The following is a 21,714-nucleotide window of genomic DNA, read 5'->3' as shown; positions in this document are numbered from 1 at the left end:
CGATTAAGCCGTTCGAACCGATTAAGCCGATTTATTCCTGGCCAGCAGTTCATTGATTCTCTTTATCAACTCTTCAGGCGACAGCGGCTTGTTTGCAAAAGAATCCGTCTTCATCCAGTAACCATCGAGGTCCTGATTAAAATCCATACCGGTTTCACCCAACACTGCAGTAAGCATCAAAATCGGTATGTCTCTGTAAACCGGGTCTGCCTTCAACGCCTTTGCAACACCAAAACCCGTATCATGCTTTTCCATCATAAGGTCAAGGACAATTAAATCCGGCTGCTCAAATTTGACCTTGTCCATTACTTCCCGGCCAGCAAATGCAACGGCTACCTCAAATCCACTGTTTTCGAGGACTGCCTTGTTGAGGTCGATAAAATCTACATCGTTGTCAACAAGTAAGATTTTAGTTTTTTTGCCCATAGTTCCTTCTCCCTGTAATTTTATTTTGAAACGATAATCTATTTAGATGTGTTTCTTCCTTTGCCCCTTCCTCATCGGTAGAGATTGGTAAAGAAATAGTAAAAGTACTTCCTTTGCCCAACTCTGAGTTTACGTCAATCTTACCGCCATGACGTTCGACAATACCATATGAAATTGCAAGTCCAAGGCCCGTCCCTTTCTCCTTTGTCGTAAAAAATGGGGAAAAAAGTTTGCCCATAATCTCCGGGGGAATACCGGGACCAGTATCCTGAATCTTAATCTTAATCCGTTTTTTATCAATTATTGTGCTGATTGTCAATTTTCCATTTCCTTCCATGGCTTGTGCTGCATTTAAGATAATATTGAGAAAAACCTGTTTCAGTTTCGTTTCATCAGCAATGATGGTCGGCATGTCCTGGGCAAAGGATTTTTCCATTTTAATATTGTGAAACAGTGATTGATTGACAATAAGGCCAAGCACATCTTCGAGCAAATCATTTACATTCATCTGGCCCTGACGAAGTTTTGTCTCACGGGCAAAGCTTAAAAGACCCTGAACGATCTCTTTAGCCCTGTTCGCTTCGCTGATGATCAATTCTAAATCCTCTCTCCTGGGGTCCTCTTTATCAAGGCCCTTCAGGAGAAGATGGGCATATATCATGATTGTTCCAAGAGGGTTATTAATCTCATGGGCAACGCCTGCAGAGAGCTGGCCAAGGGATGCAAGCTTTTCTGTCCTAAGGAGGTGTGCCTGTGCCTGCTCAAGCTCCTGGTGTGAGATTTGTAACTGACTATGCGATTTTTTGAGCTGCTGGTAGATTTTTTTGCTCTGTTCAAGCAGATAGGGGAGGCAGTATTCAGCCTCTGCTATTCCCTGGGCAACGGCAATAGCCTTATCCCTACATGTCGGATAACCACAAGCCCGACAATCCATGTTATGATTCGGGGGGAGTTTGCCAATCCTTTTCAGGATCGCCCTAATTTCTTCTTCTGTGGGAGTGGGGAGTTTCTCCTCCATACTGGAAAAGTCACGGTGCAGATCAACATGTTCAAAACGGTCCAATTCAGCAGTAACCTTTGAAACATCCTGACGGCTCATTTCATCCTTCGCATAACGGACTACAAGCTGCCTGCGGCCGAGGACAGACAATTCACGGTCCGCAAAAGGACCGTCTACACAACCGAAACAATACACAAAATCGAGAAACTTGGGCTGTATGTGTCCTGATGCCAGCTGGTTGAGCGCCCCTATAACCCTTTTGTGCCCATAGGTTACGCTGATTTCATCCATCAATATATCAAAGAGTGCACCGGTACTCCGGTATAACCCGCCTATGACGGATATAACTCTTCCAAGAAATGGCTTAGGACCATCAAAATCTGTCTCCGCCAGGTCAGCGCTGTTTATCCCTCCGCCATCAAGCAATTGTCGCACATCGCGGAATGTAATCACATCATCGATAGCACCGGCAGCTTCAGGGGTCACCATCTCTCTCATCTGCGCCAAACAGGGTGTTATATAGATGACCTTCCAGTCCGGGCCCTTTATTTCACGGGCAATCCTTCCGATAGCAATCATCGGTGATACAATGGGCGCAATATTTGGGATAAGCTGGGGGAGGTATTTCTGTATGTAAGTAACAATAACCGGGCAGAACGATGATATTAAGGGTCTGTCAATATTGTCGGTGAGGAGCTTTCTATATGCCTGGCTTACCAGTTCGGCACCAAAGGCCCCTTCCCACACCTCGGTAAATCCTGCATTTTTCAAGGCTGTTACCAGTTGCCTGGGGGTTCCGACATCGAGAACCACCGGGAAGGCTGGGTCAAGGCAGGCTATGGTTTTTTCGTTAGTTGCCAGAAGCCCCCTTACCTTGTCAAGGGCACTTTTATAATCGAGGGCTTGTTGTGGGCAGGATGTGATGCAGCTTCCACAGAGGATACAACGTTCCGGGAGAATTTTTATGCTCTCTTTTCCCAGCTGGATAGCCTTTGCAGGACATATCTGGATACAATAAGAACATTTCCTGCACTTGCTGCGATTGACGGTAATTTCGCGGGAGTCCCCGTGAGGAAAATACACGCTTTCTTTTTCTACCTTTGCCCGTTCCATGTAAATTCAAATAACCTATGAGATATTGTTATGTTAAACGAATAAAGACCTTTTGTCAACAACACCTGTGTATTGATAATTTATGCTTGTGATAATATGTACAATTTACAAACAAATTTCAATAACCAATTTCAAATAACCAGACAGAACTGCAAATTCCAATGGCCAATGTCCAAATACAAACACTATCAGCATGTTAATTACTTTGGAATGTGGATATTAGTTATCGGCTATTGCTCTTCAATTTCTTTTTCGGTAAGGTACCGATTGAGAAAATTCTTAATTCTAAATTGGTTCTCCCCTTACCACTTCCCGGTTTCGAGGTATTCGTGGATTGAGCGGGCCGCCTTTCTCCCCGCACCCATGGCAAGGATAACTGTCGCTGCACCTGTCACAATATCCCCGCCTGCCCAGACACGCTCTTTCGTAGTCTTTCCTGTCTCCTGATCGGCCACAAGCGTCCCGCGACGTGTTGTCTGGAGACCTGGTGTAGTGGACGGTACCAGCGGGTTCGGGCTGTTTCCGATGGCGCAGACTACTGCATCCATCTCCATACGAAAATTCGAATTCGGTATCTCGATGGGCCGCCTCCTCCCTGATGCGTCAGGCTCTCCCAGTTCCATTTTGAGACACTCAATCTCTTTGAGCCAGCCGTTTTCATCACCGATGTATCTAACCGGCAGGGTAAGCATGTTGAAGATTACACCTTCTTCCTCGGCGTTCTCACTCTCTTCAAGCCTGGCAGGCAGTTCTGCATGAGACCGCCTGTAAATAATCCTTGACTCATCTGCGCCCATGCGGAGCGCTGTCCGTGCAGAGTCCATGGCAACATTGCCGCCCCCGACAACGGCCACCCTGACATGCTTCTTTACCGGGGTGGATGACATGGGAAACTGGTATCCCCTCATAAGGTTCATACGGGTAAGGTACTCATTCGCCGAATAGACACCATTCAAATTCTCCCCCGGTATATCCATAAACCATGGAAGTCCCGCACCTGTGCCGACAAACACGGCATCAAATTCCTTCAATAATTCGTCTATCGAACGCGTCTTGCCGACAACATAGTCTGTTATCACCTTTGCGCCCAGTTGCCTTATATAGTCAACTTCTCTGGCAACGATTGCCTTGGGAAGACGAAATTCGGGAATTCCGTAAACGAGAACCCCTCCCGCCTTATGGAGCGCCTCAAATATGGTCACTTCATGGCCGAGAAGTATCAGGTCGCCTGCTACGGTAACCCCTGCAGGGCCGGAACCGACAATAGCAATCTTTTTACCGGTGGGCTTTGCCTTGGTGGGTATATCAACCTTCCCCTCCTTTGCTTCCCAGTCGGCAAGGAACCTCTCCAGTCTTCCGATGGCCACCTCTCCCTTTTTATTCGCAAGGATACACTGCGATTCACACTGTGCCTCCTGAGGGCAGACCCTTCCGCAGACAGCGGGGAGACAGTTCTTCTCTTTAAGCTTCTTAATCCCTGATGAAAAATCTCCTTTCACAATGCAGGAAATAAAATCAGGAATATCGATCTCCACGGGACAGCCCGTTTTACACTTCGGCTTCTTGCATTGCAAGCACCGCTTTGCTTCTTTAACGGCAATTTCCTCCGTGTAGCCGAGGGCCACTTCGTTGAAATTATGACGCCGAATTTCAGGAGACTGTCTCGGCATATCATTACGGTTCAAATCGATTTTTGATGTTTTTTCAGTTTTTTCAGGATTCATGCTTGACACTTCCCCTCTTTATGGACTGCCTGTTTTGGTTCACTGCGCCTGAAAAAGAGCACTTCTTCCTCGAGATAAGCCTTTCTGCGAGAGAGAAATTCCTTCCAATCCACTTCATGACCGCTAAATTCAGGACCATCGACACATGCAAACTTCATTTTCCCGTTTATTGTGACACGACAGACGCCGCACATCCCTGTACCATCAATCATTATAGGGTTAAGATTCACAACCGTCGGGATGCTAGGGTCCCTTGTCATCTCCGATGTGCGGGCCATGAGAAAGGTACACCCGTTTACGATGACCCTGTCGGGAGGGTTGGGCAGGCCGTTGATGATGTCCGGCAGACGGCTTATGTGCCCCTTCAAACCAAGGCTTCCATCCCGCGTAACATTGAAAATCTTATCAGCCAATTTGATATATTTATCAACCCAGTAAATGAGATAATTGCTCCTGGCCTCGAAGACCATGATGACCCTGTTCCCGGCCTTTTTCAGCGCCTTTACAACAGGATAGAGGCTTCCGATGCCGTAGCAACCCCCTACACACATGACCGTGCCGAAGTTACCTATCTCTGTTTCATTTCCCAGCGGACCAACGCATGTTGCCACAGAATCCCCCGCAGCAAGGCAGGCGAGGGCGCCCGTTGATGCACCCACCTCCATGAAGATAATGGTAACCGTGCCCTTTTCTTCGTCCCAGTCAGCAACAGACAAGGGGATACGCTCACCCTCATCATTTGCCCGGACAATGACAAACTGCCCCGGTTTCACCTTGGAAGCTATATCAGGCGCCTCAAGGGTGAGAAGGTGCATATTGGGAACAATCATTTTACGTTCAATAATCTTGTTCATCTTACCCTCCCTTCAATCACTGGGGCTCACGTCGCCCCCTCTTCGAGCAAAGCCCGAAGAGACTTCCCCTCTCGCACGCTGTGCGTGCTAAAGGCTTACGTCATATTTACCTGTCACGCGTCACCGATCACGCATCACGGCATCACTGGGACACCCGCAAGCGGGGTACCCGGCCACCCTCTCTCGCACACTGTGCGTGCTATTTAACTCTATGACCTTTATTCCCGATACAACCTCCCCGAGGGGTATGCCCCTGTAACTACTTTTCCATGCTGCAGGTTTCCCCTTCCCGTGGGTCTTAACATTGCCCTTTACCTCAATTTGCTTGAATTCAATCCGCTTTTTCACGGCGGGGAACCCTTTTATTATTTTTTTAATCTCCCCCTGGATTGAAGACACATCATTGAACTTCATCTTTCCCTTGCTCATCTTTTCGGCAATACTCTTCAATATCCACCAGTCAGGCTTTGAATCCATGTACGGTGCTACCGCCTCTTTCACCTGCAAAACCCTTCCTTCAGCACTGATAACCGTCCCCGATGCCTCGGTGAAAAGACTCACCGGGAGTATTAAATCAGGTTGACGGGAACATTGTGGAGGCAGTGCGTTCTGGTAAATGAGGAACTCGCATTCAGGAAGGGAATCAAAAGAAGCATCGCCAATAAGGTAAATGAGTTTCCGTTTTTTCCTGAGGTCAATATGTATCAGTTCAGCCTTGATAACTACGGCCTTGTCTGCTGAAGCCTCTTTAATCATTTCGCCCGGTTTAATGCCCGGACAGGCGCCCATTGCAAACATCCCTGCGAGGTTTGTATATTGATGGGCAACGACAACCTTCCATGAGTACTCATTTTTCATTCTTTCAATGCTTCTCAGAATCTTTCCCCTGTCAGGTGAATCGATGATCCCTGGTCCCACAATCAGTACATTATGTGATGAACGGGAGAATGTTTCGCATGTCTTATCAATGTCACTCCCCCACATCTCCATAAGGTCGGCAAAACGTTTCTCCGCCTTACCTTTTGACATGCGGCTCATCGTGAGGTCTAACACATCGGCCCATCTCGATGAATCTACAACAAAGGCCATCCCTGAGAGAAGATCAAGGTTGGATTCAAAGGAATTGAGACTCATTAGAGAGGCTCCTGCCTGGGCGGCCTGTTTGGCCTTTACCCCGATAGGGGAATAGCCATAGGTAGAATCAAAACCAACGGCCAGGATGCCCTGCGCCTTTTCAATTGTTTCAAAGGGCTCAGAGGCAAGGGCCAGATTTATGAAAGATGCAGCATCTCCATCAAGGTCAAAGATAAAGGATGATGCTACTTCTTCAGAGCCTGTGACCTGCCTTATAAACTGCTGCGCTATAAAAAGATCCTCATTCAGGAGTTGCGGTGAAACCACAATCAGGCAATCATCGGGTTTCAGACCTGATAATTTCCCGGCAGCTTTTGCGATAGCCTCTTCCCAGGATATATCATTGTATCCTGCTGACGTCATTTCTTTGGGTGTGCCATAGCGGAGTGGACTGTGAACATATTCAGTGATTCCAAACCTCCCTTTTACACAGATAATACCGTGCTCCACTGCCGAATCGTAATCTGGCAGGGCATCTATGACATCGGTTTTCGTCGTCTGGAGGATTAACCTGCACCCTGCAGAGCAATAATTGCAGGTCGTTGCGACCTGTCCTTCCGGCTTTCCGTACCATTTGCTTACCTTTACGCTTAAAGCCCCTGTGGGGCATGCCGTAACGCAGGCGCCGCAGAACTCGCACCCGGCATCAATATGGGAGCGATCAAAGGCAGGGCCTATGGTGGTCACCCTTCCGCGCTGCTTGAAGCTCAGTGTGCCGTTGAGACGTACGTTGTTGCAGACACGGACACAACGCCCGCACAGGATGCAGAGGTTATAATCACGGTCATAGAAGGGGTCATATTTTTCAACAGGAAAATTGCGGTAATAGACGGGATATGAAGTCTCCGTCAAACCGATATTCTCTGCAATCTGCTGAAGTTCGCAACGATGATCGTTGGGACAGTATCGGCACCCTGTCGTTGCACCCACTTTGCGTATTGTCCCCATATACTGTTTACATTCATCCTGTTCGGTACAGAAGAGACAGCTTGCCGGGTGTTCGCTCAGGAGCAGTTTAAGCACTTCCTGCCGCAGGCTCTTCACTTCAGCAGTGTCAGTGCGGATAACCATCCCCTCTTCAACAGGTGTGGTGCATGATGTAGGGAAGCCCCTTAAACCGTCCACCTCTACCACACAAAGACGGCACGCGCCGTAGGAAGATAAATGTTCCATGGCACACAAAGAGGGAATATAGATCTGATGTTCCCGTGCGGCCTGCAATATGGTCTGATTCGGCCGGGCATCTACCTTTTTGTTGTCGATTGTGATTTGGATTGTCTTTTCTTTTGTCATGATCTCTTCTCCGCAGTCCTAATAACGATAGCATCGCCGGCAATGGCTTCAAAACGGCAGATTTCATAGCAGGAACGGCACTTGATACATTTTGTCTTATCAAGATTGTGCGGTTCTGATCTCGGTCCCGATATTGCCCCTGTGGGACAAGCCTTCACACAGGATTGACACCCTGTGCATTTCTCTTTTATCACACGGTACTCGATAAGGTCTTTACAGACAACAGCCCTGCATAGGCCATCCTTGATGTGTTCCAGATATTCATTCCTGAAATACCTGAGCGTCGTAAGAACCGGATTAGGGGCTGTCTGACCAAGGCCGCAGAGCGAACCTTTTTTGATCGTGTCGCCCAGTGTCCTTAATGTTAGCAGGTCTTCAGGAACACCTTCACCGTGGGTTATCCTCTCCAATATCTCCACCATATGCCTCGTTCCCACACGGCACGGTATGCATTTGCCGCATGATTCCTTCTGTGTAAAATCGAGGAAATATTTCGCTACATCAACGACACAGGTATCTTCGTCCATGATGATGAGGCCGCCGGAACCCATAATCGAGCCTGCCGATGCAAGCGATTCATAGTCTACGGCAAGGTCGAGGAATTCTTCAGACAGGCATCCGCCGGAGGGCCCTCCTGTCTGTATCGCCTTAAAAGGTTTCTGCACACCTCCGCCGATATCAAATATGATCTCCCTCAACGTTGTGCCGAGCTGGACTTCAATAAGACCAGTGCGGCGTATCTTTCCGACTAATGAGAATGTCTTGGTCCCCCTGTTTCCTTCCTTGCCGAATCTGTTGTACCACTCGGCGCCGTTCCGCAGGATGTTGGGGAGCGTTCCGAGCGTTTCCACATTGTTGATGATTGTGGGGCATCCGAAAAGACCCGATATAGCCGGAAACGGCGGACGTGAACGGGGCATACCCCTCTTGCCTTCAATGGATGCGATAAGGGCTGTCTCTTCGCCACATACAAAGGCGCCTGCCCCCTCTTTTATCGTTATATCAAAATTGAATGTTGACCCGAGAATATTTTTTCCGAGGAGTCCGTATTCCTTCATCTGTTTTATGGCAGTCTTCAATCTCTCTATAGCAAGGGGATATTCGGCCCTGATATAGACAATGCCTTTGCTTGCCCCTATGGCATATCCGGCAATCATCATGCCTTCAAGCACCGCATGGGTGTCAGACTCGATGAGTGACCTGTTCATGAACGCACCGGGGTCGCCTTCGTCGGCATTGCAGATCAGATATTTTTGCTCACCGGGTGTATTCCTGCAGACAGTCCATTTTTTAAAGGTCGGGAATCCTGCGCCTCCCCTGCCCCGGATGCCAGCCTGGCGGACAACACCTATAACATCCTCAGGGGACATCTCTAAGGCATTCATCAAACCCTGATAGCCTTCCATGGCAAGATACTGGTCAATATCCTCAGGGTCAATAAGACCGCAGTTTCTGAGTACGATCCTCACCTGGGGTTTCAACATGGGGAGTTCATAAAAGGGAGGTATACCGTTGAAGGCGCTGCTCCCGAAATTACCAATAGCGGCCTTTGTAAAGGGAACCCCTTCGAGCAATTGAGATTTCAAGATGTTATTGAGCGTTCTGACATTCACGTTGGAGTAGCTCACCCTCGGTTGTCCCGGCATCTTGATATCCACAAGGGGCTCGAGGTAGCAGGGGCCTATACACCCGACCTGAATCACCCTTGCAGAAATGTTATTTTCTTTTATGAACTTTTCAGTCTCCGATATCAGCTCAAGCGCCCCGGCAGCCCTCCCGCAGGATGCAGCGCCAATATAGACGATGGGCTCTTTATTGTTCTCTATCCCTTCCCATTTCTTCTTTGCCGATGTGATTTTCTTTTTTAGTTTATTCATATTGTTTTAATAGCTCCGATAATTTGTTTACGGTCATTCTGCTGTATATATCGGCATCAATTTGAACAACAGGAGATAATGCGCAGCATCCAAGACATGCAACCCGCTCCAGGTCGAAACGTCTGTCCGGGGTGGTTTCCCCGCAAACGATCTCCAATTCACGCTCCAGCATTTCAAGCAAAGTGGCACCCCCTCTCACATGACAGGCTGTTCCGAGACATACCCTTACGGAATGGCGCCCCGGAGCAGTGAAACGAAACTGGGCATAAAAGGAGGAGACACCAAAAATCTGGTTTTCAGAAATACGGAGGTATCTGGAGATGTGTTTTACTGATTCAGGAGTGATGTAGCCAAATTCCCTCTGAACATTCTGAAGAATCGGTATGAGTTGATCCGGCTTACGTTGATACTTCTCGAAGATCACTTCAATAACTTCGGGCATAAAATTCCCCCTGACATCACGCTATACGCGTATATTTTGATACTGCAAACTTTGATTTTTTCTGAAGAGAAAATGGGGGGAATTTTGATAGATTACACAAAAAAAATAATTCTCCTCGCTTCTTTCATAATCCCCTTGTATACAATATTTAGGCAAAAGATAAAGCTTTGTCAAGCATAATTTTTAAAAAAATTGTAATCGCCCGGTCACAATCCTGAATGCTTGATGTTGGTTCAAGGAAGCATCCGGATAAATTACTATCTGTAAAAAATCCCCCCTGCAAAGCTTACTGATGATTGGCCATCAGTCCACTGTTTATAACTTACAATCCGGCAAAGGGAGTCATTCAGCAGTCTTAGCTGGAAATAAATGGGCGTTAAGCCGCATATCCTTCTCCTGTCCTTCTCATTTTGTATCGTTTTGATAAAGGTATCAGCATCAATGTTTTTTATGTCTTCAAGGATTTCTTCGTCTTTTGACTTCGATTCGCTGAGTGTGAATGAATTGAGTGGAAACGTATCGCCAAACTGGGCGCCAATATGTGCAAGATCAGCGCCTGATATGATAATATAAGGTTTTCCATGCTGAGCAAGCATATCTTTAAAATTCCCGATAATATCTTCTATTTCCTGATCCGGTAAATCTTTTTCGCCGGCAATATATTCGTGCATTGAACCTGTAAGGATAGGGAGAATCTCAATGTCTTTCTGCATAACAAATTGCAGGAGAGGCAACTGTAATTCTATGGAGTGCTCATTTCTGTGGGGCCATTCATCAATGTATTGTCGCAGGATTGTATTTTCTTTTATACGTCGGATCAAATCTCTTGAACCGGGGATCACATCGAGAGGTGTTGAAAAATCTTTAGCTGATATGCTCCATATTTTTTCCATGTGGTGGTGACAGGTGCCCAGTATGATTATGAGGGTCTTATCCGTATTTTTTAAATACCGGTAAGTTTCCTGATACACTTCCATTCCCCTTGCGTAATCAATATGGGGGGCGAGGATGCCGGTTATATTGACTGACGACTCCCCTATTTTCTTGAACATTTCATCGAGAAACGCAAGAAATTCAATCTTATTTGATGCATAACTCTTACCCGCCAGGCATGCCTTTCTTACGGGTTCATTTCCATATTCTTCCCTTAACTGCATGAGGTGGTTTTTGAAGTTGTCGTTGAATAAAAGATAATGTGCATCCAATGTTTCCATAAAATTCTGGATATGTTCAATATAAATGAGGTTTCCGAGTGTCCTCATGTATTCTGCCTGAATATCTCTTAATGACCTTGTCCCGTCCATTAAAGAAAGAAGAAACAAAGCGTCCTTCGACACAACAAGAGAGTTTTCCATGATCCCCTCAGTGTCCCTGAGCAATATCATTTCCCTGCCTTCCTGTCTTATGGGTAATGCCTCAATATACCGTATCCTGGGGTAATCCATGACAATGTTTATAACATAAAAGGGTTCAAGGTAAAAGCTGAACAAAAACACTTTCTGTGAATGCTTAAAACTGTTGACAATATGCACATGAAATATAACAATGAGATAATGTCAAAAGTAACATGAAAAAAGGAAGCGGCAATAACCAATAACCGGATAACAATATCCGGACTTTTCTGCCTATGCCTTGGACGAGGCAGACAGGTGTAATTTGAAAGATTGATGATTGGTTATTGAAAAAAGGAGGGGTATATGAAAAAGTTACATTACGCATGGGGTATTGCATTTACAGGGGCACTTGTTACAATCCTTGCCCATGGCTTCGGGAGGATGTCATATTCTGTAATATTGCCGTCTATGAAGGATGGTTTGACGCTGAGTTATACACAGTTAGGCTCTATTGCAACGGGTAACTTTATAGGGTATCTCTGCCTCGCCATCATCGGAGGGTTTCTTGCAGCCCGTTTCGGGATAAGGAGGGTTGTCTTCATATCTCTTCTTGTAATAGGTGTAAGTCTTTTTCTTACAGGGTTTTCAAATTCTTTCATTTACGCATTTTTTATGAGACTCATCACAGGAACAGGAAACGGAGGGAGCTATGTTCCCATTATGGCGCTCCCTGCTGCCTGGTTTGTTATGAAAAAAAGAGGTCTTGCAACGGGCATAGTTTCTGGTGGTATAGGAACCGGACTCTTTTTTTCAGGGATCGTTCTCCCGCCTGTCATATCGGCCTTCGGGAAGGAAGGATGGAGATATGCATGGTTCTTGCTGGGAATTACTGTATTTATTCTTGCATTCGTCTGTTATGCGTTTTTAAGAAATAACCCGAAAGAAAAAGGTCTATCTATTTATGGTGGAGAAGAGGAACAAAAAGGCGGACCAAAGGTTACCCTGTTTTCTGCATTCAAGGATGTAGTGGTAGAACCGGAGATATGGAAGCTTGGCTGTGTTTATTTCATGTACGGGTTTTCCTATATCATTTACCTCACATTTTTTGTCGCATACCTTACAAAAGAAATGGGCGTAGCTCCTGTTGCCGCAGGAAGGATATTTGCTGTGCTCGGCGTTTTCAGTATCTTTTGCGGCGTTATTTATGGCTGGATATCAGATGTGCTCGGCAGGAGGTACGGCTCCATGATTGCATATCTCACCCTCACGCTCTCATACATCATCTTTGCCTTCTGGAAGGATTACACAGGTTTTTATATTTCTGCAGTGGTGTTTGGCATTGCTGCTTTCTCAATACCCACAATTATGGCAGCAGCCTCTGGTGATGCGGTAGGCGGCAGATTGGCACCGGCAGGCCTCGGCTTTATCACGCTCTTTTTCGGCATAGGCCAGGCGTTGGGACCGGCAATAGGTGGATATATAAAGGATGTGACGGGCACTTTCACAAATGCTTTTATCCTGTCTGCAATAGTCTCCTTCGCAGGCGCACTGGGCTCTCTGATTCTGAGGAAAAAGACATAGCTTTTCTCAATAAAGGTCAGTTGACAGGTAATGTATACTATATATCAAGATATCAAGAGAAAATTTATTAACGAGGTGACAGTGCCATGGAATCGACAGTCTCTTTTTTAGGTTTTTTTTCAGGCAAAGAGTTTGCTGTGCCGTTGTGGGAAGTGGTGTTGCTTGTGCTTCTTAATTCCGGATGTCTGCTCTTGGGCAGACACAAGCTTGGACTCATCATTTCTTATCTGTTTGTCTTCTACTGGGGCTTTATTTTTAACAGGGGGGTCTTTACGGACATCTTTGGTAATATGACATGGGGGTTGTATTTGTATGCCATTTCCGGTATCGGGATGGCAATTATTGCCGTTTTCGGGTTTTTCATCAAAGCGAGGGAATAAAAGAAAATTATCCACAATGCATCCGGTTAATGGTATAATAAAGGATTATGACAACGCAGCCAGTGAGGATTAAACGAACGGGGGAGCCATCATGAGTAACTTTTTTCTCGGTATCATTGCCCTTTCAACCATTGCCTTGGTTTGTGCATTGATATATGTCCTGATGGAGCTGAAAGAAACGATAAAATCTTTAAGGCAGTTTATCAAGACCTCGGACGACACATTGAAACCTACGTTTGAAGAACTCCAGCAGACCTTAATAAGCGTGAGACGGATCACTGATAACGTTGGTATTGTTACGGATGATGTGAAGACACTATCGGGTTCCGTAAAGGAAATCGGTCAAAATGCACAGCAGGTGAGTAAATCGATAAACGAAATAACAACAACCTGCACCCTTCGCGCATCCTGTTTGAGGGCCGGCATAAGGGCTGCTTCGGCAGTATTGTTGAAAGGACTTTTTTCAAAAAAATAAAATTAAAGAAAAAGGAGGCAAATATGGGACAGGAAGAAAAAGGTTGCAGTACCGGTTCAGTACTTCTTGCATTTTTCCTTGGAGGAGTGGTTGGTGCAGGGATAGCATTATTAACGGCACCTAAATTGGGGCAGGAAACGAGGGAACAGATAAAAAAATTAGCCGATGAAGCTAAACAAAAGGCAGAGGTTTACATTGAAGATGTGAAAAGCAAGGCATCCACCGTAGTGGAAAAAGGCAAAGAGCTGCTTGAAAAGGAAAAAACTGTCATATCTGCTGCAATCGACGCAGGCAAAGAGGCATACGAAAAAGAAAAGGGATAAACCCCGAGGCCTTGTCGGCAGATACAACATACTTAGCTGTAGAATAGTTTTATAACAGGATAAAAGGGTATCTATATAGTTACAAACAGATTTTATACCATTGCGCTTTTTTTTCTTGTTTTGCTTCTGGGGTATTTAAGCTATCAGATATTAATGCCTTTTATATCCTCGATTGCATGGGCTATTGTGCTTTCAATAGTTTTTTATCCGGTTTATGCCTTTCTTCTTAAATACCTCAAGTGGCAACCTCTAACATCGCTTGCAACACTTTTCCTGATAATGCTTGTTATATTCGGGCCATTTTCATATTTATCGTACTTGCTCACCCAGGAGTTAAACTCTTTGATTGAACATTTAAAAAACGGGCATTTTGATACTGTTGAGAAACTATTCGAACATCCGGTTATCAGCAATATCCTCGATAAGCTATCGCCTTTTTTCAATATGAGCAGCGCAGAGCTTCAAAAGACTGTTTCTCGTAACATCTCTCTACTGGGCAATGAATCTATGGGGATTATCAAGAGCGGTCTGGGAAATGTTGCCTCTGCCGCATTGAATTTTATTTTTATGTTCTTTTCGATCTTTTTCTTCCTTGAAGATGGTCCGAAATTTCTCGACAGATTGAGCGGCTACATGCCCTTTGGAAAAAGAGAGCGTGATAAGCTCATTAAGCAGGTAAAGGATATTGTTATATCAACCATTTATGGTGGGGTTACCGTTGCGCTTGTTCAAGGGGCCATCGGAGGCATCGTCTTTTCTATCCTCGGCATCCCCTCTCCGGTTTTATGGGGGCTTGCAATGTTCATTACTTCTTTTGTCCCCATGCTCGGGACATTTATAATATGGGGGCCGGCAACGGGTTACCTCTTATTAAATGGTAGTTATATCAAGGCTGTTATCCTGATTCTCATCGGCATATTTGTCATCAGTATGGTGGATAATATCTTGAGGCCGCTTATCATCAAGGGTAAAATGAAAATGCCTATCCTCGCCATTTTCTTCAGTATTCTCGGAGGAATAAAGCTTTTTGGCTTAATAGGTTTCATCATGGGTCCACTTGTGCTCGCCCTCTTTGTCTCGGTTGTTGAAATCTGGCGGTATACCGAGGAGGAGCGGGTACAACCAAAATGAAACAGATTGCGGAAACGTTTCTCCATCGTGCACCATGAAACGTGCATCGCCTTACAGCAGGGTCTTTTCCCCGGTTACAACCTCTTCGAGCCCCTTTTTATCAATGAGCTTTATCGTGCGTCCCTGAACGCGGATAAGGTCTTGATTCACCATTTTGCTGAGAATACGTGAAAGTGTCTCAGGGATCGTGCCAAGGATGCTTGCCAGTTGTCCCTTTGCCATGTCTAATTCCACGGAATCCTCATTTTCCCTGCTGCTTACAAAAAGAAAATACGATGCAAGCCTTTGTGGCACCTCTTTGAGGGATAGGTTTTCAACGAGCTTGGTAAATTGTTTCAGCCTCCGTGACAGGATGGCAAGCATATTCAGGGCAATGGAGGGATCTTTTTTAATCAATTCCATAAAGGCCTTTTTTGAAAAGAAGATTGTCCTGCTTTCCTCTAACGCCTCGGCATGGGCAGGGAAAGTCTCGCCTGCGAAGACCGGTACTTCTCCAAAAGGCTCTCCCGGCACAATGATATGAAGGGTCTGCTCTTTCCCCTCAAAGGAAAGCTTAAAAATCTTAACCCGGCCTGATCGTAAAACGTAAAAACCGTTAGCTTCATCCCCTTCAGAGAAGATTGTTTCGCCACGTTTAAAAAGAGAATTTGTTGCTATGTGAGATAATTCTTCGAGTTGTTTCTCGGGCAATCCATTGAAAAGAGGGGCTTTTTCGATAAATGTATCAATGATTTTGCACGGTTTAGCATCGCCCTCTTTCATTTCCTTAGAATTATATATCAAAATATGTATTTTATGAAAAATACTTTATTTATTGTTGTAGCAAAAAAATAGACTTTCATGTAAATTAAATAAAAGCTGAATGTTGCATGCAGGGAGATTTTATGGAAAAGGCAAAAATACTTATTCTCGTGGGGAGTGACAGCGATCTTCCCGTAGTAAAGGATGCAACAACTTTCCTGAAGGAAATGGGTATATCCTTTAAACTGGATATATCTTCAGCTCACCGTAATCCCGAAAAAACCATAACGTATGCAAAAAATGCGCAGGAAGAAGGGTTTGAGGTCATTATCGCTGTGGCAGGGATGGCAGCGCATCTCCCTGGCGTGATTGCATCTCATACAATATTGCCGGTTATCGGGGTACCCACCGGTAGCGGCTCACTCAACGGCATCGATGCACTTCTCTCTATCGTGTCAATGCCGAAAGGTATACCTGTTGCAACGGTCGGTATTAATGCCTCAAAGAATGCCGCAATCCTTGCATGTGAAATACTCTCCATTAAACATGATGGAATCAGAGAAAAGCTCGTAAAGATGAAAGAGGACCTGAAAAAGCAGAACGATGAGGGTTCTTTAAAGATAAATCAACATTTACAGGGTTGACAATACATTTTCCTTCTGTTAGGTTTTTCAAATGTTTAATGCGATTACAGACGTCCCGGGGATAAAAGTAGGTCATGCTTCCGACTTAACAGGGTACACCGGTTGTACTGTTGTCCTCTGTGAAAAAGGCGGGGTTTGTGGTTTAGACGTCAGGGGGAGCGCCTCCGGTACACGACAGGTTGACGCCCTGAATATAAGCCATATCGTGGAACAGGTTCACGCGATCCTCTTAAGCGGTGGAAGTTCCTTCGGTCTTGATGCCGCTTCAGGAGTAATGAGATACCTTGAAGAAAAAGGGGTTGGATTTGATGTAGGTGTCGCAAAGATACCCATCGTTCCAACTGCTGTAATATTTGACCTCTTTTTTGGCGACCCTAAAGCAAGACCAACACCGGCAATGGGATATGAAGCCTGCATTAATGCCGGCGAACACGTGGAAGAAGGGAGCGTCGGCGTAGGCGTAGGCGCAGCGCTGGGTAAACTCTTTGAAGTCCCCAGGTCAATGAAGGGCGGCACAGGAACAAGCAGCATTGTTTTGCCTGACGGGTTGATTGTGGGAGCCCTTGTTGTGGTAAATGCGTTTGGTGATATAATCGACAACATTACAGGCAAGATCATTGCCGGCGCACGAGTTTCAGAACAAAGTCTTGAATTTGCCCACACCGTTGAGACTCTGAAAAAAGGATATACAAAAAAACAATTCGGCCCGGTAAACACTACACTCGGCGTGGTTGCAACAAATGCAAAATTTAACAAAAGGGACATAACAAAAATTGCTCAGATGGCGCAGGGAGGCCTTATCAAAACAATCATCCCCGTCCATACCACCTTTGATGGAGACCTGATTTTTGCTGTCTCGGCAGGCGAAGTGGAAGCGGACATCAACAGAGTAGGGGTTTTAAGTGATTTTGTTATTGGCGAAGCAGTGAAGAGGGCTGTCAAAAAGGCAGACGGCTTCGGCATTATCCCTGCCTTCAAAGATATTAATAAGGGATGGAAAACGAACTGACAGTTTAAGCGGTTTGAACGGTTTAAACAGTTTAAACGGTTCAAAGGGAAAAAATGATAGATGATTACCAAAAAGTAGCGGACCTTATAAAAGAGAAGGGTTATGTGGTGGCATTTACAGGCGCTGGCATATCTGTAGACAGCGGCATCCCGGCCTTCAGGGGCGGGCAGGGTCTGTGGGAAAAGTACGATCCCATGGAATATGCCCACATCAGGGCGTTCAATAATAATCCGGAAAAGGTCTGGGTAATGCTCCGCGAGATGTCACAGGTTATCCTTGATTCTTCACCGAGCCCGGCCCATCTTGCCTTGAGTGAATTACAGAGGAAAGGGTATTTAAAGGCCGTTATAACTCAAAATGTCGATGGCCTGCATCATATTGCAGGTAACAGCAATGTTATTGAATACCACGGCAATCACAGGTGGCTTATCTGCATGAGCTGTTCAAAAAGAACCCCTCTTTCACCTGAAATAGTAAGCATTCAGCCATATCCAAGGTGCGAGAAGTGTAACAGTGCCTTAAAACCGGATGTAGTGTTTTTTGGCGAAGGAATCCCCATGCTTGAGATGATCAGGGCGAGCGATGCGGCAAACAAATGTAAAGTAATGTTCATAATCGGGACTTCAGGAGTAGTGTACCCTGCGGCGGAGATACCTTATACATCGAAATCCAACGGGGCAACAATAGTTGAAATAAATCCGGAGAACACACCCTTTACTTCCTCCATTTCTGACTACTTTTTCAAAGGAACGGCATCGGACGTATTGCCGAAGATAATTAAGTATATCGAGTAATTGAGTAATTATGTGAATGTGTAATTAACAGTGATTAACTAAATGAGAAACCCGAAAGTGAAAGTTTCTAACTCAAAACTCAAAACTCAAAACTCAAAACTATTACAACATGTATATGTCGTAATCATGGCTGGCGGCAAAGGGGAAAGGTTCTGGCCTTTAAGCACAGAGTCTGTCCCAAAGCCCTTCCTGAAAATTATGGGTGATAAGACCCTCATACAGCTTACTGTTGAGCGGGCAAGCAGAGTAGTACCCCTTGAGAGGGTATTAGTTGTACTCGGCCAACACCACCTTGATGTGGCCCGGGAACAGCTTAAAATGCTACCCGATGAAAATTTCATTGTTGAACCCGAAGGAAGAGATACGGCACCCTGCATCGGCTATTCTGCGCTCTCTGTTTTAGAACGGGATAAAGAGTCTGTTATGGTGGTTCTACCTGCTGACCAGTATATCCCCGATGTGGATAATTTCGTTAAAACGATTTCCAGGGCAGTTGAATGTGCAAAAACAGGTGATCACCTCATTGCAATCGGTATAAAACCCGTGAGACCCGAGACCGGTTATGGCTACATAAATGCATACGAGGCATTCAATGTCATTGGAGATGATGTCTGCTACAGGGTAAGCAGATATGTTGAAAAACCGGACAGAAAAACTGCAATAAAATATATTGATGAAGGAAATTATTACTGGAATGGCGGTATTTTTATCTGGCAGGCAAAGGCTGTAATGGCGGGTATAAAAAGACATATGCCGGAGTTATACAGCGGGCTTATGAATCTTAAAAATACCATGACATCAAAGGATTCAGAGAAAATTGCCGGTATCTATAGAAGCCTTCAGAGAAAATCCATCGATTACGGGCTTATGGAAAAGGCGGATAACGTTTTAATGTTACCGGCACAATTCATCTGGGACGATGTGGGAACATGGTCATCACTTCTGAGGGTTCTGGAGCTTGACGAGAACGGGGATTATGTAAAAGGCAATGTCATACGTGTGGACACAAAAGATTGTGTGATATTCAGCGAAGATTTGCCAGTAGGTACTATCGGTGTATCAGATCTTGTAATCGTCGTTTCAAAAAAGGGTATTCTTGTGTGTAATGCAGACAGGGCGCAGGAAGTAAGGGAAATAGTAAAACAGCTGTCTGAAAAATAGCGTAGAGCGTAGAGCACATAGCATAGAGAATATTTATTGCGTGGGTAAGGGTTAAACGCTATCCGCTAAACGCTAAGAAAACTGGGGGTCTATGATTTCAAAAATTTCCACAGCTACAATTTATGGTATTGATGGCATAAAGATAGACGTAGAGGTCGACATATCGTTCGGGTTGCCTGCTTTTAATATTGTGGGTTTACCTGAAACATCTGTGAAGGAGAGTAAGGAGAGGGTAAGGGCTGCCATAAAAAATGCAGGGTTTGAATTTCCGAACGACAGGATTACCATAAATCTTGCCCCTGCAGATGTCAGGAAAGAAGGTTCCTCCTTTGATCTTCCCATTGCCATCGGTATACTCGTGTCATTGGGTGTCATAAAAGAAGAGACTATAAGAAGTTATCTTATCGCAGGCGAACTTTCTCTTGACGGAAGGGTGAAAAGCATTAAGGGTGTCTTGCCAATCGCCATGCTGGCAAAAAGGGCGGGTATAAAAAACCTGATTGTGCCGCAGGAGAACGGGAATGAGGCATCAATCGTAAAAGGCGTTAAAGTACAGGGAGCAACCCATCTTCTTGATATCGTCCATTATTTCAGGGGCGAATGCGAACTTCAGGAATTCACTGCCGGTGACGACTTTTTATTGAATCAACATGTGATAAGCGACAGGCTCAATTTTTCAGATATTAAAGGACAGGCACAGGCGAAACGTGCCCTGGAGATATCAGCGAGCGGGGGGCATAATGTCCTTATGATCGGCCCACCCGGGTCAGGCAAGACTATGCTTGCAAGGGCGATACCCACAATCCTCCCTCCACCTGGTTACGAAGAAGCAATTGAAACAACGAAGATACACAGCATTGCCGGTCTTTTGGATTCAAGCAGATACCTTGTACTCGAAAGGCCTTTCAGGTCACCCCATCATACCGTCTCCGATGCAGGACTGATAGGAGGCGGTCACGTTCCGAAACCTGGTGAAGTGAGCCTTGCCCACAATGGTGTTCTGTTCCTCGACGAATTTCCTGAGTTTAAAAGGAATGTTCTCAATTCTTTGCGTCAGCCCCTTGAAGATGGTTATGTGACGATTTCGAGGGTTACCCATACCATCACATTTCCGGCACGGTTCATGCTTATCGCTGCAATGAATCCCTGTCCATGCGGCTATTGGGGTAATTCCCGGAGGACATGCAGTTGCAGCGGCACGCAGATTCGCAAGTACAGGTCAAGAGTTTCCGGTCCACTCCTCGACAGGATGGATATACACATTGAAGTACCGCCTGTTACGGTAAGGGAACTTTCTATCGAGCGGGAGGAAGAGTCATCCGAGAAGATACGGGAAAGGGTGCTTGGTGCGCGTAAAGTTCAGGGAGAAAGGTTTCAGGGGAAAAAGATATATTCAAACAGCCATATGCCTCCACGGTTAATCAAGAAATACTGTGTCTTAAATGAAGGCGGAAAAAACCTCCTCGAAAAGGCCGTAGAAAAGTTTGGTCTCTCGCCCCGCGCCTATCACAGAATACTCAAGGTTGCCCGCACTATCGCCGACCTTGAGGCAAAGGAACACATTGAGGAGTCGCATCTCGCTGAAGCGATCCAGTATAGGTCGCTGGATAAGAGGATGACAGTATAGTAGATTTCACGGGCAAGCCCGCTGGAATCTACACAGCGAGCACCGCGAGCATGAGGGGAAGGCTCCGCGGGCTTAGCCTGTGGAGGGGGCGACGCAAGCCCCAGTAATTGTATTTTAGAGGTAGCTATGGACATAGGCATACTTGAACATTTAGAAGCAACGGAACTTAAAAGCTATCTGAGATTTCTCCTCTGGCACTACAGGGTCGTCGATGGATTCTGGTTCCTTTCTGTGGAAGAAAAATATGACCGCATGGCAGCGGAACATCTCGATGAGACAGTGTGGGGAAAGATTGCCGGCATATCGGCAAAAGATATTATACACCGGTTTCACATTAAGGAAAAAGGGTTGAAAGGATTTGCCCGGGCTATGCAGTATTGTCCATGGACGATGATTGTGGGCTATCAGATTAAAGAAAATGAGGACGAAGTTATCATCACGGTGCCTCAATGTGTGACACAGGTTGCACGGGCAAAGAGCAGCTTGCCTGAATTTTTCTGTCGTGATATGCACCAGACGGAATTCGAATCCTTTGCCCGCGCAGTCGACAAAGGGATTAAAGTGGAATGCATCTTTGCGCCGCCCGACCACCCGGCTGACTGTTTCTGTAAGTGGAGATTTAGCTTATAAACCCGCAGCCATTACATTTAA

Annotated in this window: 20 protein-coding genes; 11 read left to right on the top strand and 9 right to left on the bottom strand. The window is 45.6% G+C overall.

Annotated features, from left to right (window positions below):
* Positions 1-21 precede the first annotated feature (21 nt).
* The 8 genes from NTX75_15540 to amrB form a co-directional block, all read right to left on the bottom strand.
* Positions 22-426 carry a response regulator gene (locus tag NTX75_15540; GenBank protein MCX5817624.1) on the bottom strand — a complete coding sequence of 135 codons (405 nt, stop codon included), beginning with the start codon at positions 424-426 and terminating at the stop codon, positions 22-24.
* Positions 410-2,539: an ATP-binding protein gene (locus NTX75_15535; protein ID MCX5817623.1), complete on the bottom strand. Its 2,130-nt coding sequence runs from the start codon at positions 2,537-2,539 to the stop codon at positions 410-412. Before NTX75_15535 ends, NTX75_15540 begins: the two co-directional genes overlap by 17 nt.
* Before the next feature lie 302 nt (positions 2,540-2,841).
* The gene (gltA, locus tag NTX75_15530) at positions 2,842-4,263 is read right to left on the bottom strand and encodes an NADPH-dependent glutamate synthase (protein MCX5817622.1); all 1,422 of its coding nucleotides are present in this window, start codon (positions 4,261-4,263) and stop codon (positions 2,842-2,844) included.
* Complete coding sequence (locus NTX75_15525) at positions 4,260-5,117, bottom strand: sulfide/dihydroorotate dehydrogenase-like FAD/NAD-binding protein (protein ID MCX5817621.1); 858 nt, start codon at positions 5,115-5,117, stop codon at positions 4,260-4,262. Before NTX75_15525 ends, gltA begins: the two co-directional genes overlap by 4 nt.
* A 120-nt stretch (positions 5,118-5,237) precedes the next feature.
* Positions 5,238-7,544 (bottom strand): 2Fe-2S iron-sulfur cluster-binding protein, encoded by a 2,307-nt coding sequence (locus NTX75_15520; protein MCX5817620.1) that lies wholly within the window; start codon positions 7,542-7,544, stop codon positions 5,238-5,240.
* On the bottom strand, positions 7,541-9,421 hold the full coding sequence (locus NTX75_15515; protein MCX5817619.1) for an NADH-quinone oxidoreductase subunit NuoF: 1,881 nt from the start codon (positions 9,419-9,421) through the stop codon (positions 7,541-7,543). Before NTX75_15515 ends, NTX75_15520 begins: the two co-directional genes overlap by 4 nt.
* On the bottom strand, positions 9,414-9,863 hold the full coding sequence (locus NTX75_15510; protein ID MCX5817618.1) for an NAD(P)H-dependent oxidoreductase subunit E: 450 nt from the start codon (positions 9,861-9,863) through the stop codon (positions 9,414-9,416). Before NTX75_15510 ends, NTX75_15515 begins: the two co-directional genes overlap by 8 nt.
* 257 nt (positions 9,864-10,120) lie before the next feature.
* A complete protein-coding gene (amrB, locus tag NTX75_15505; protein MCX5817617.1) occupies positions 10,121-11,353 on the bottom strand; it encodes an AmmeMemoRadiSam system protein B in 1,233 nt (410 codons plus the stop codon).
* Between the two features lie 207 nt (positions 11,354-11,560).
* Here amrB and NTX75_15500 point away from each other — a divergent pair, with 207 nt between their 5' ends.
* The 5 genes from NTX75_15500 (at position 11,561) to NTX75_15480 (ending at position 15,087) form a co-directional block, all read left to right on the top strand.
* Positions 11,561-12,778: an MFS transporter gene (locus NTX75_15500; GenBank protein MCX5817616.1), complete on the top strand. Its 1,218-nt coding sequence runs from the start codon at positions 11,561-11,563 to the stop codon at positions 12,776-12,778.
* An 86-nt stretch (positions 12,779-12,864) separates the two neighbouring features.
* Positions 12,865-13,158: a hypothetical protein gene (locus tag NTX75_15495; GenBank protein ID MCX5817615.1), complete on the top strand. Its 294-nt coding sequence runs from the start codon at positions 12,865-12,867 to the stop codon at positions 13,156-13,158.
* A gap of 91 nt (positions 13,159-13,249) precedes the next feature.
* Positions 13,250-13,633, top strand: a complete 384-nt coding sequence (locus tag NTX75_15490) for a DUF948 domain-containing protein (GenBank protein ID MCX5817614.1) — start codon at positions 13,250-13,252, stop codon at positions 13,631-13,633.
* Positions 13,634-13,656: 23 nt separating this feature from the next.
* On the top strand, positions 13,657-13,956 hold the full coding sequence (locus NTX75_15485) for a YtxH domain-containing protein (GenBank protein MCX5817613.1): 300 nt from the start codon (positions 13,657-13,659) through the stop codon (positions 13,954-13,956).
* A gap of 99 nt (positions 13,957-14,055) precedes the next feature.
* Positions 14,056-15,087 carry an AI-2E family transporter gene (locus NTX75_15480; GenBank protein MCX5817612.1) on the top strand — a complete coding sequence of 344 codons (1,032 nt, stop codon included), beginning with the start codon at positions 14,056-14,058 and terminating at the stop codon, positions 15,085-15,087.
* Between the two features lie 51 nt (positions 15,088-15,138).
* Here the strand turns inward: NTX75_15480 and NTX75_15475 are convergent, their stop codons facing one another.
* Entirely contained in the window at positions 15,139-15,849 is a 711-nt protein-coding gene (locus NTX75_15475) for a Crp/Fnr family transcriptional regulator (GenBank protein ID MCX5817611.1), read from the bottom strand.
* Positions 15,850-15,971: 122 nt separating this feature from the next.
* On the opposite strand from NTX75_15475, the gene purE reads away from it, so the two are divergent.
* From purE to NTX75_15445, 6 genes are all read left to right on the top strand, one after another.
* Entirely contained in the window at positions 15,972-16,472 is a 501-nt protein-coding gene (purE, locus tag NTX75_15470; GenBank protein ID MCX5817610.1) for a 5-(carboxyamino)imidazole ribonucleotide mutase, read from the top strand.
* A 31-nt stretch (positions 16,473-16,503) separates the two neighbouring features.
* Entirely contained in the window at positions 16,504-17,481 is a 978-nt protein-coding gene (locus NTX75_15465; protein MCX5817609.1) for a P1 family peptidase, read from the top strand.
* 53 nt (positions 17,482-17,534) lie between these two features.
* Entirely contained in the window at positions 17,535-18,275 is a 741-nt protein-coding gene (locus NTX75_15460; protein ID MCX5817608.1) for an NAD-dependent deacylase, read from the top strand.
* Between the two features lie 57 nt (positions 18,276-18,332).
* A complete protein-coding gene (locus NTX75_15455) occupies positions 18,333-19,436 on the top strand; it encodes a mannose-1-phosphate guanylyltransferase (GenBank protein MCX5817607.1) in 1,104 nt (367 codons plus the stop codon).
* Positions 19,437-19,527: 91 nt separating this feature from the next.
* Positions 19,528-21,063 (top strand): YifB family Mg chelatase-like AAA ATPase, encoded by a 1,536-nt coding sequence (locus NTX75_15450; GenBank protein ID MCX5817606.1) that lies wholly within the window; start codon positions 19,528-19,530, stop codon positions 21,061-21,063.
* Between the two features lie 126 nt (positions 21,064-21,189).
* Complete coding sequence (locus tag NTX75_15445; protein ID MCX5817605.1) at positions 21,190-21,693, top strand: DUF6125 family protein; 504 nt, start codon at positions 21,190-21,192, stop codon at positions 21,691-21,693.
* The last annotated feature ends 21 nt before the right edge of the window (positions 21,694-21,714 follow it).

Source organism: Pseudomonadota bacterium, from assembly GCA_026388315.1.
Taxonomy (GTDB): domain Bacteria; phylum Desulfobacterota; class Syntrophorhabdia; order Syntrophorhabdales; family Syntrophorhabdaceae; genus MWEV01.
Note: the sequence above shows the minus strand (reverse complement) of the source record. Positions and strands in the feature narration are given on the sequence as shown.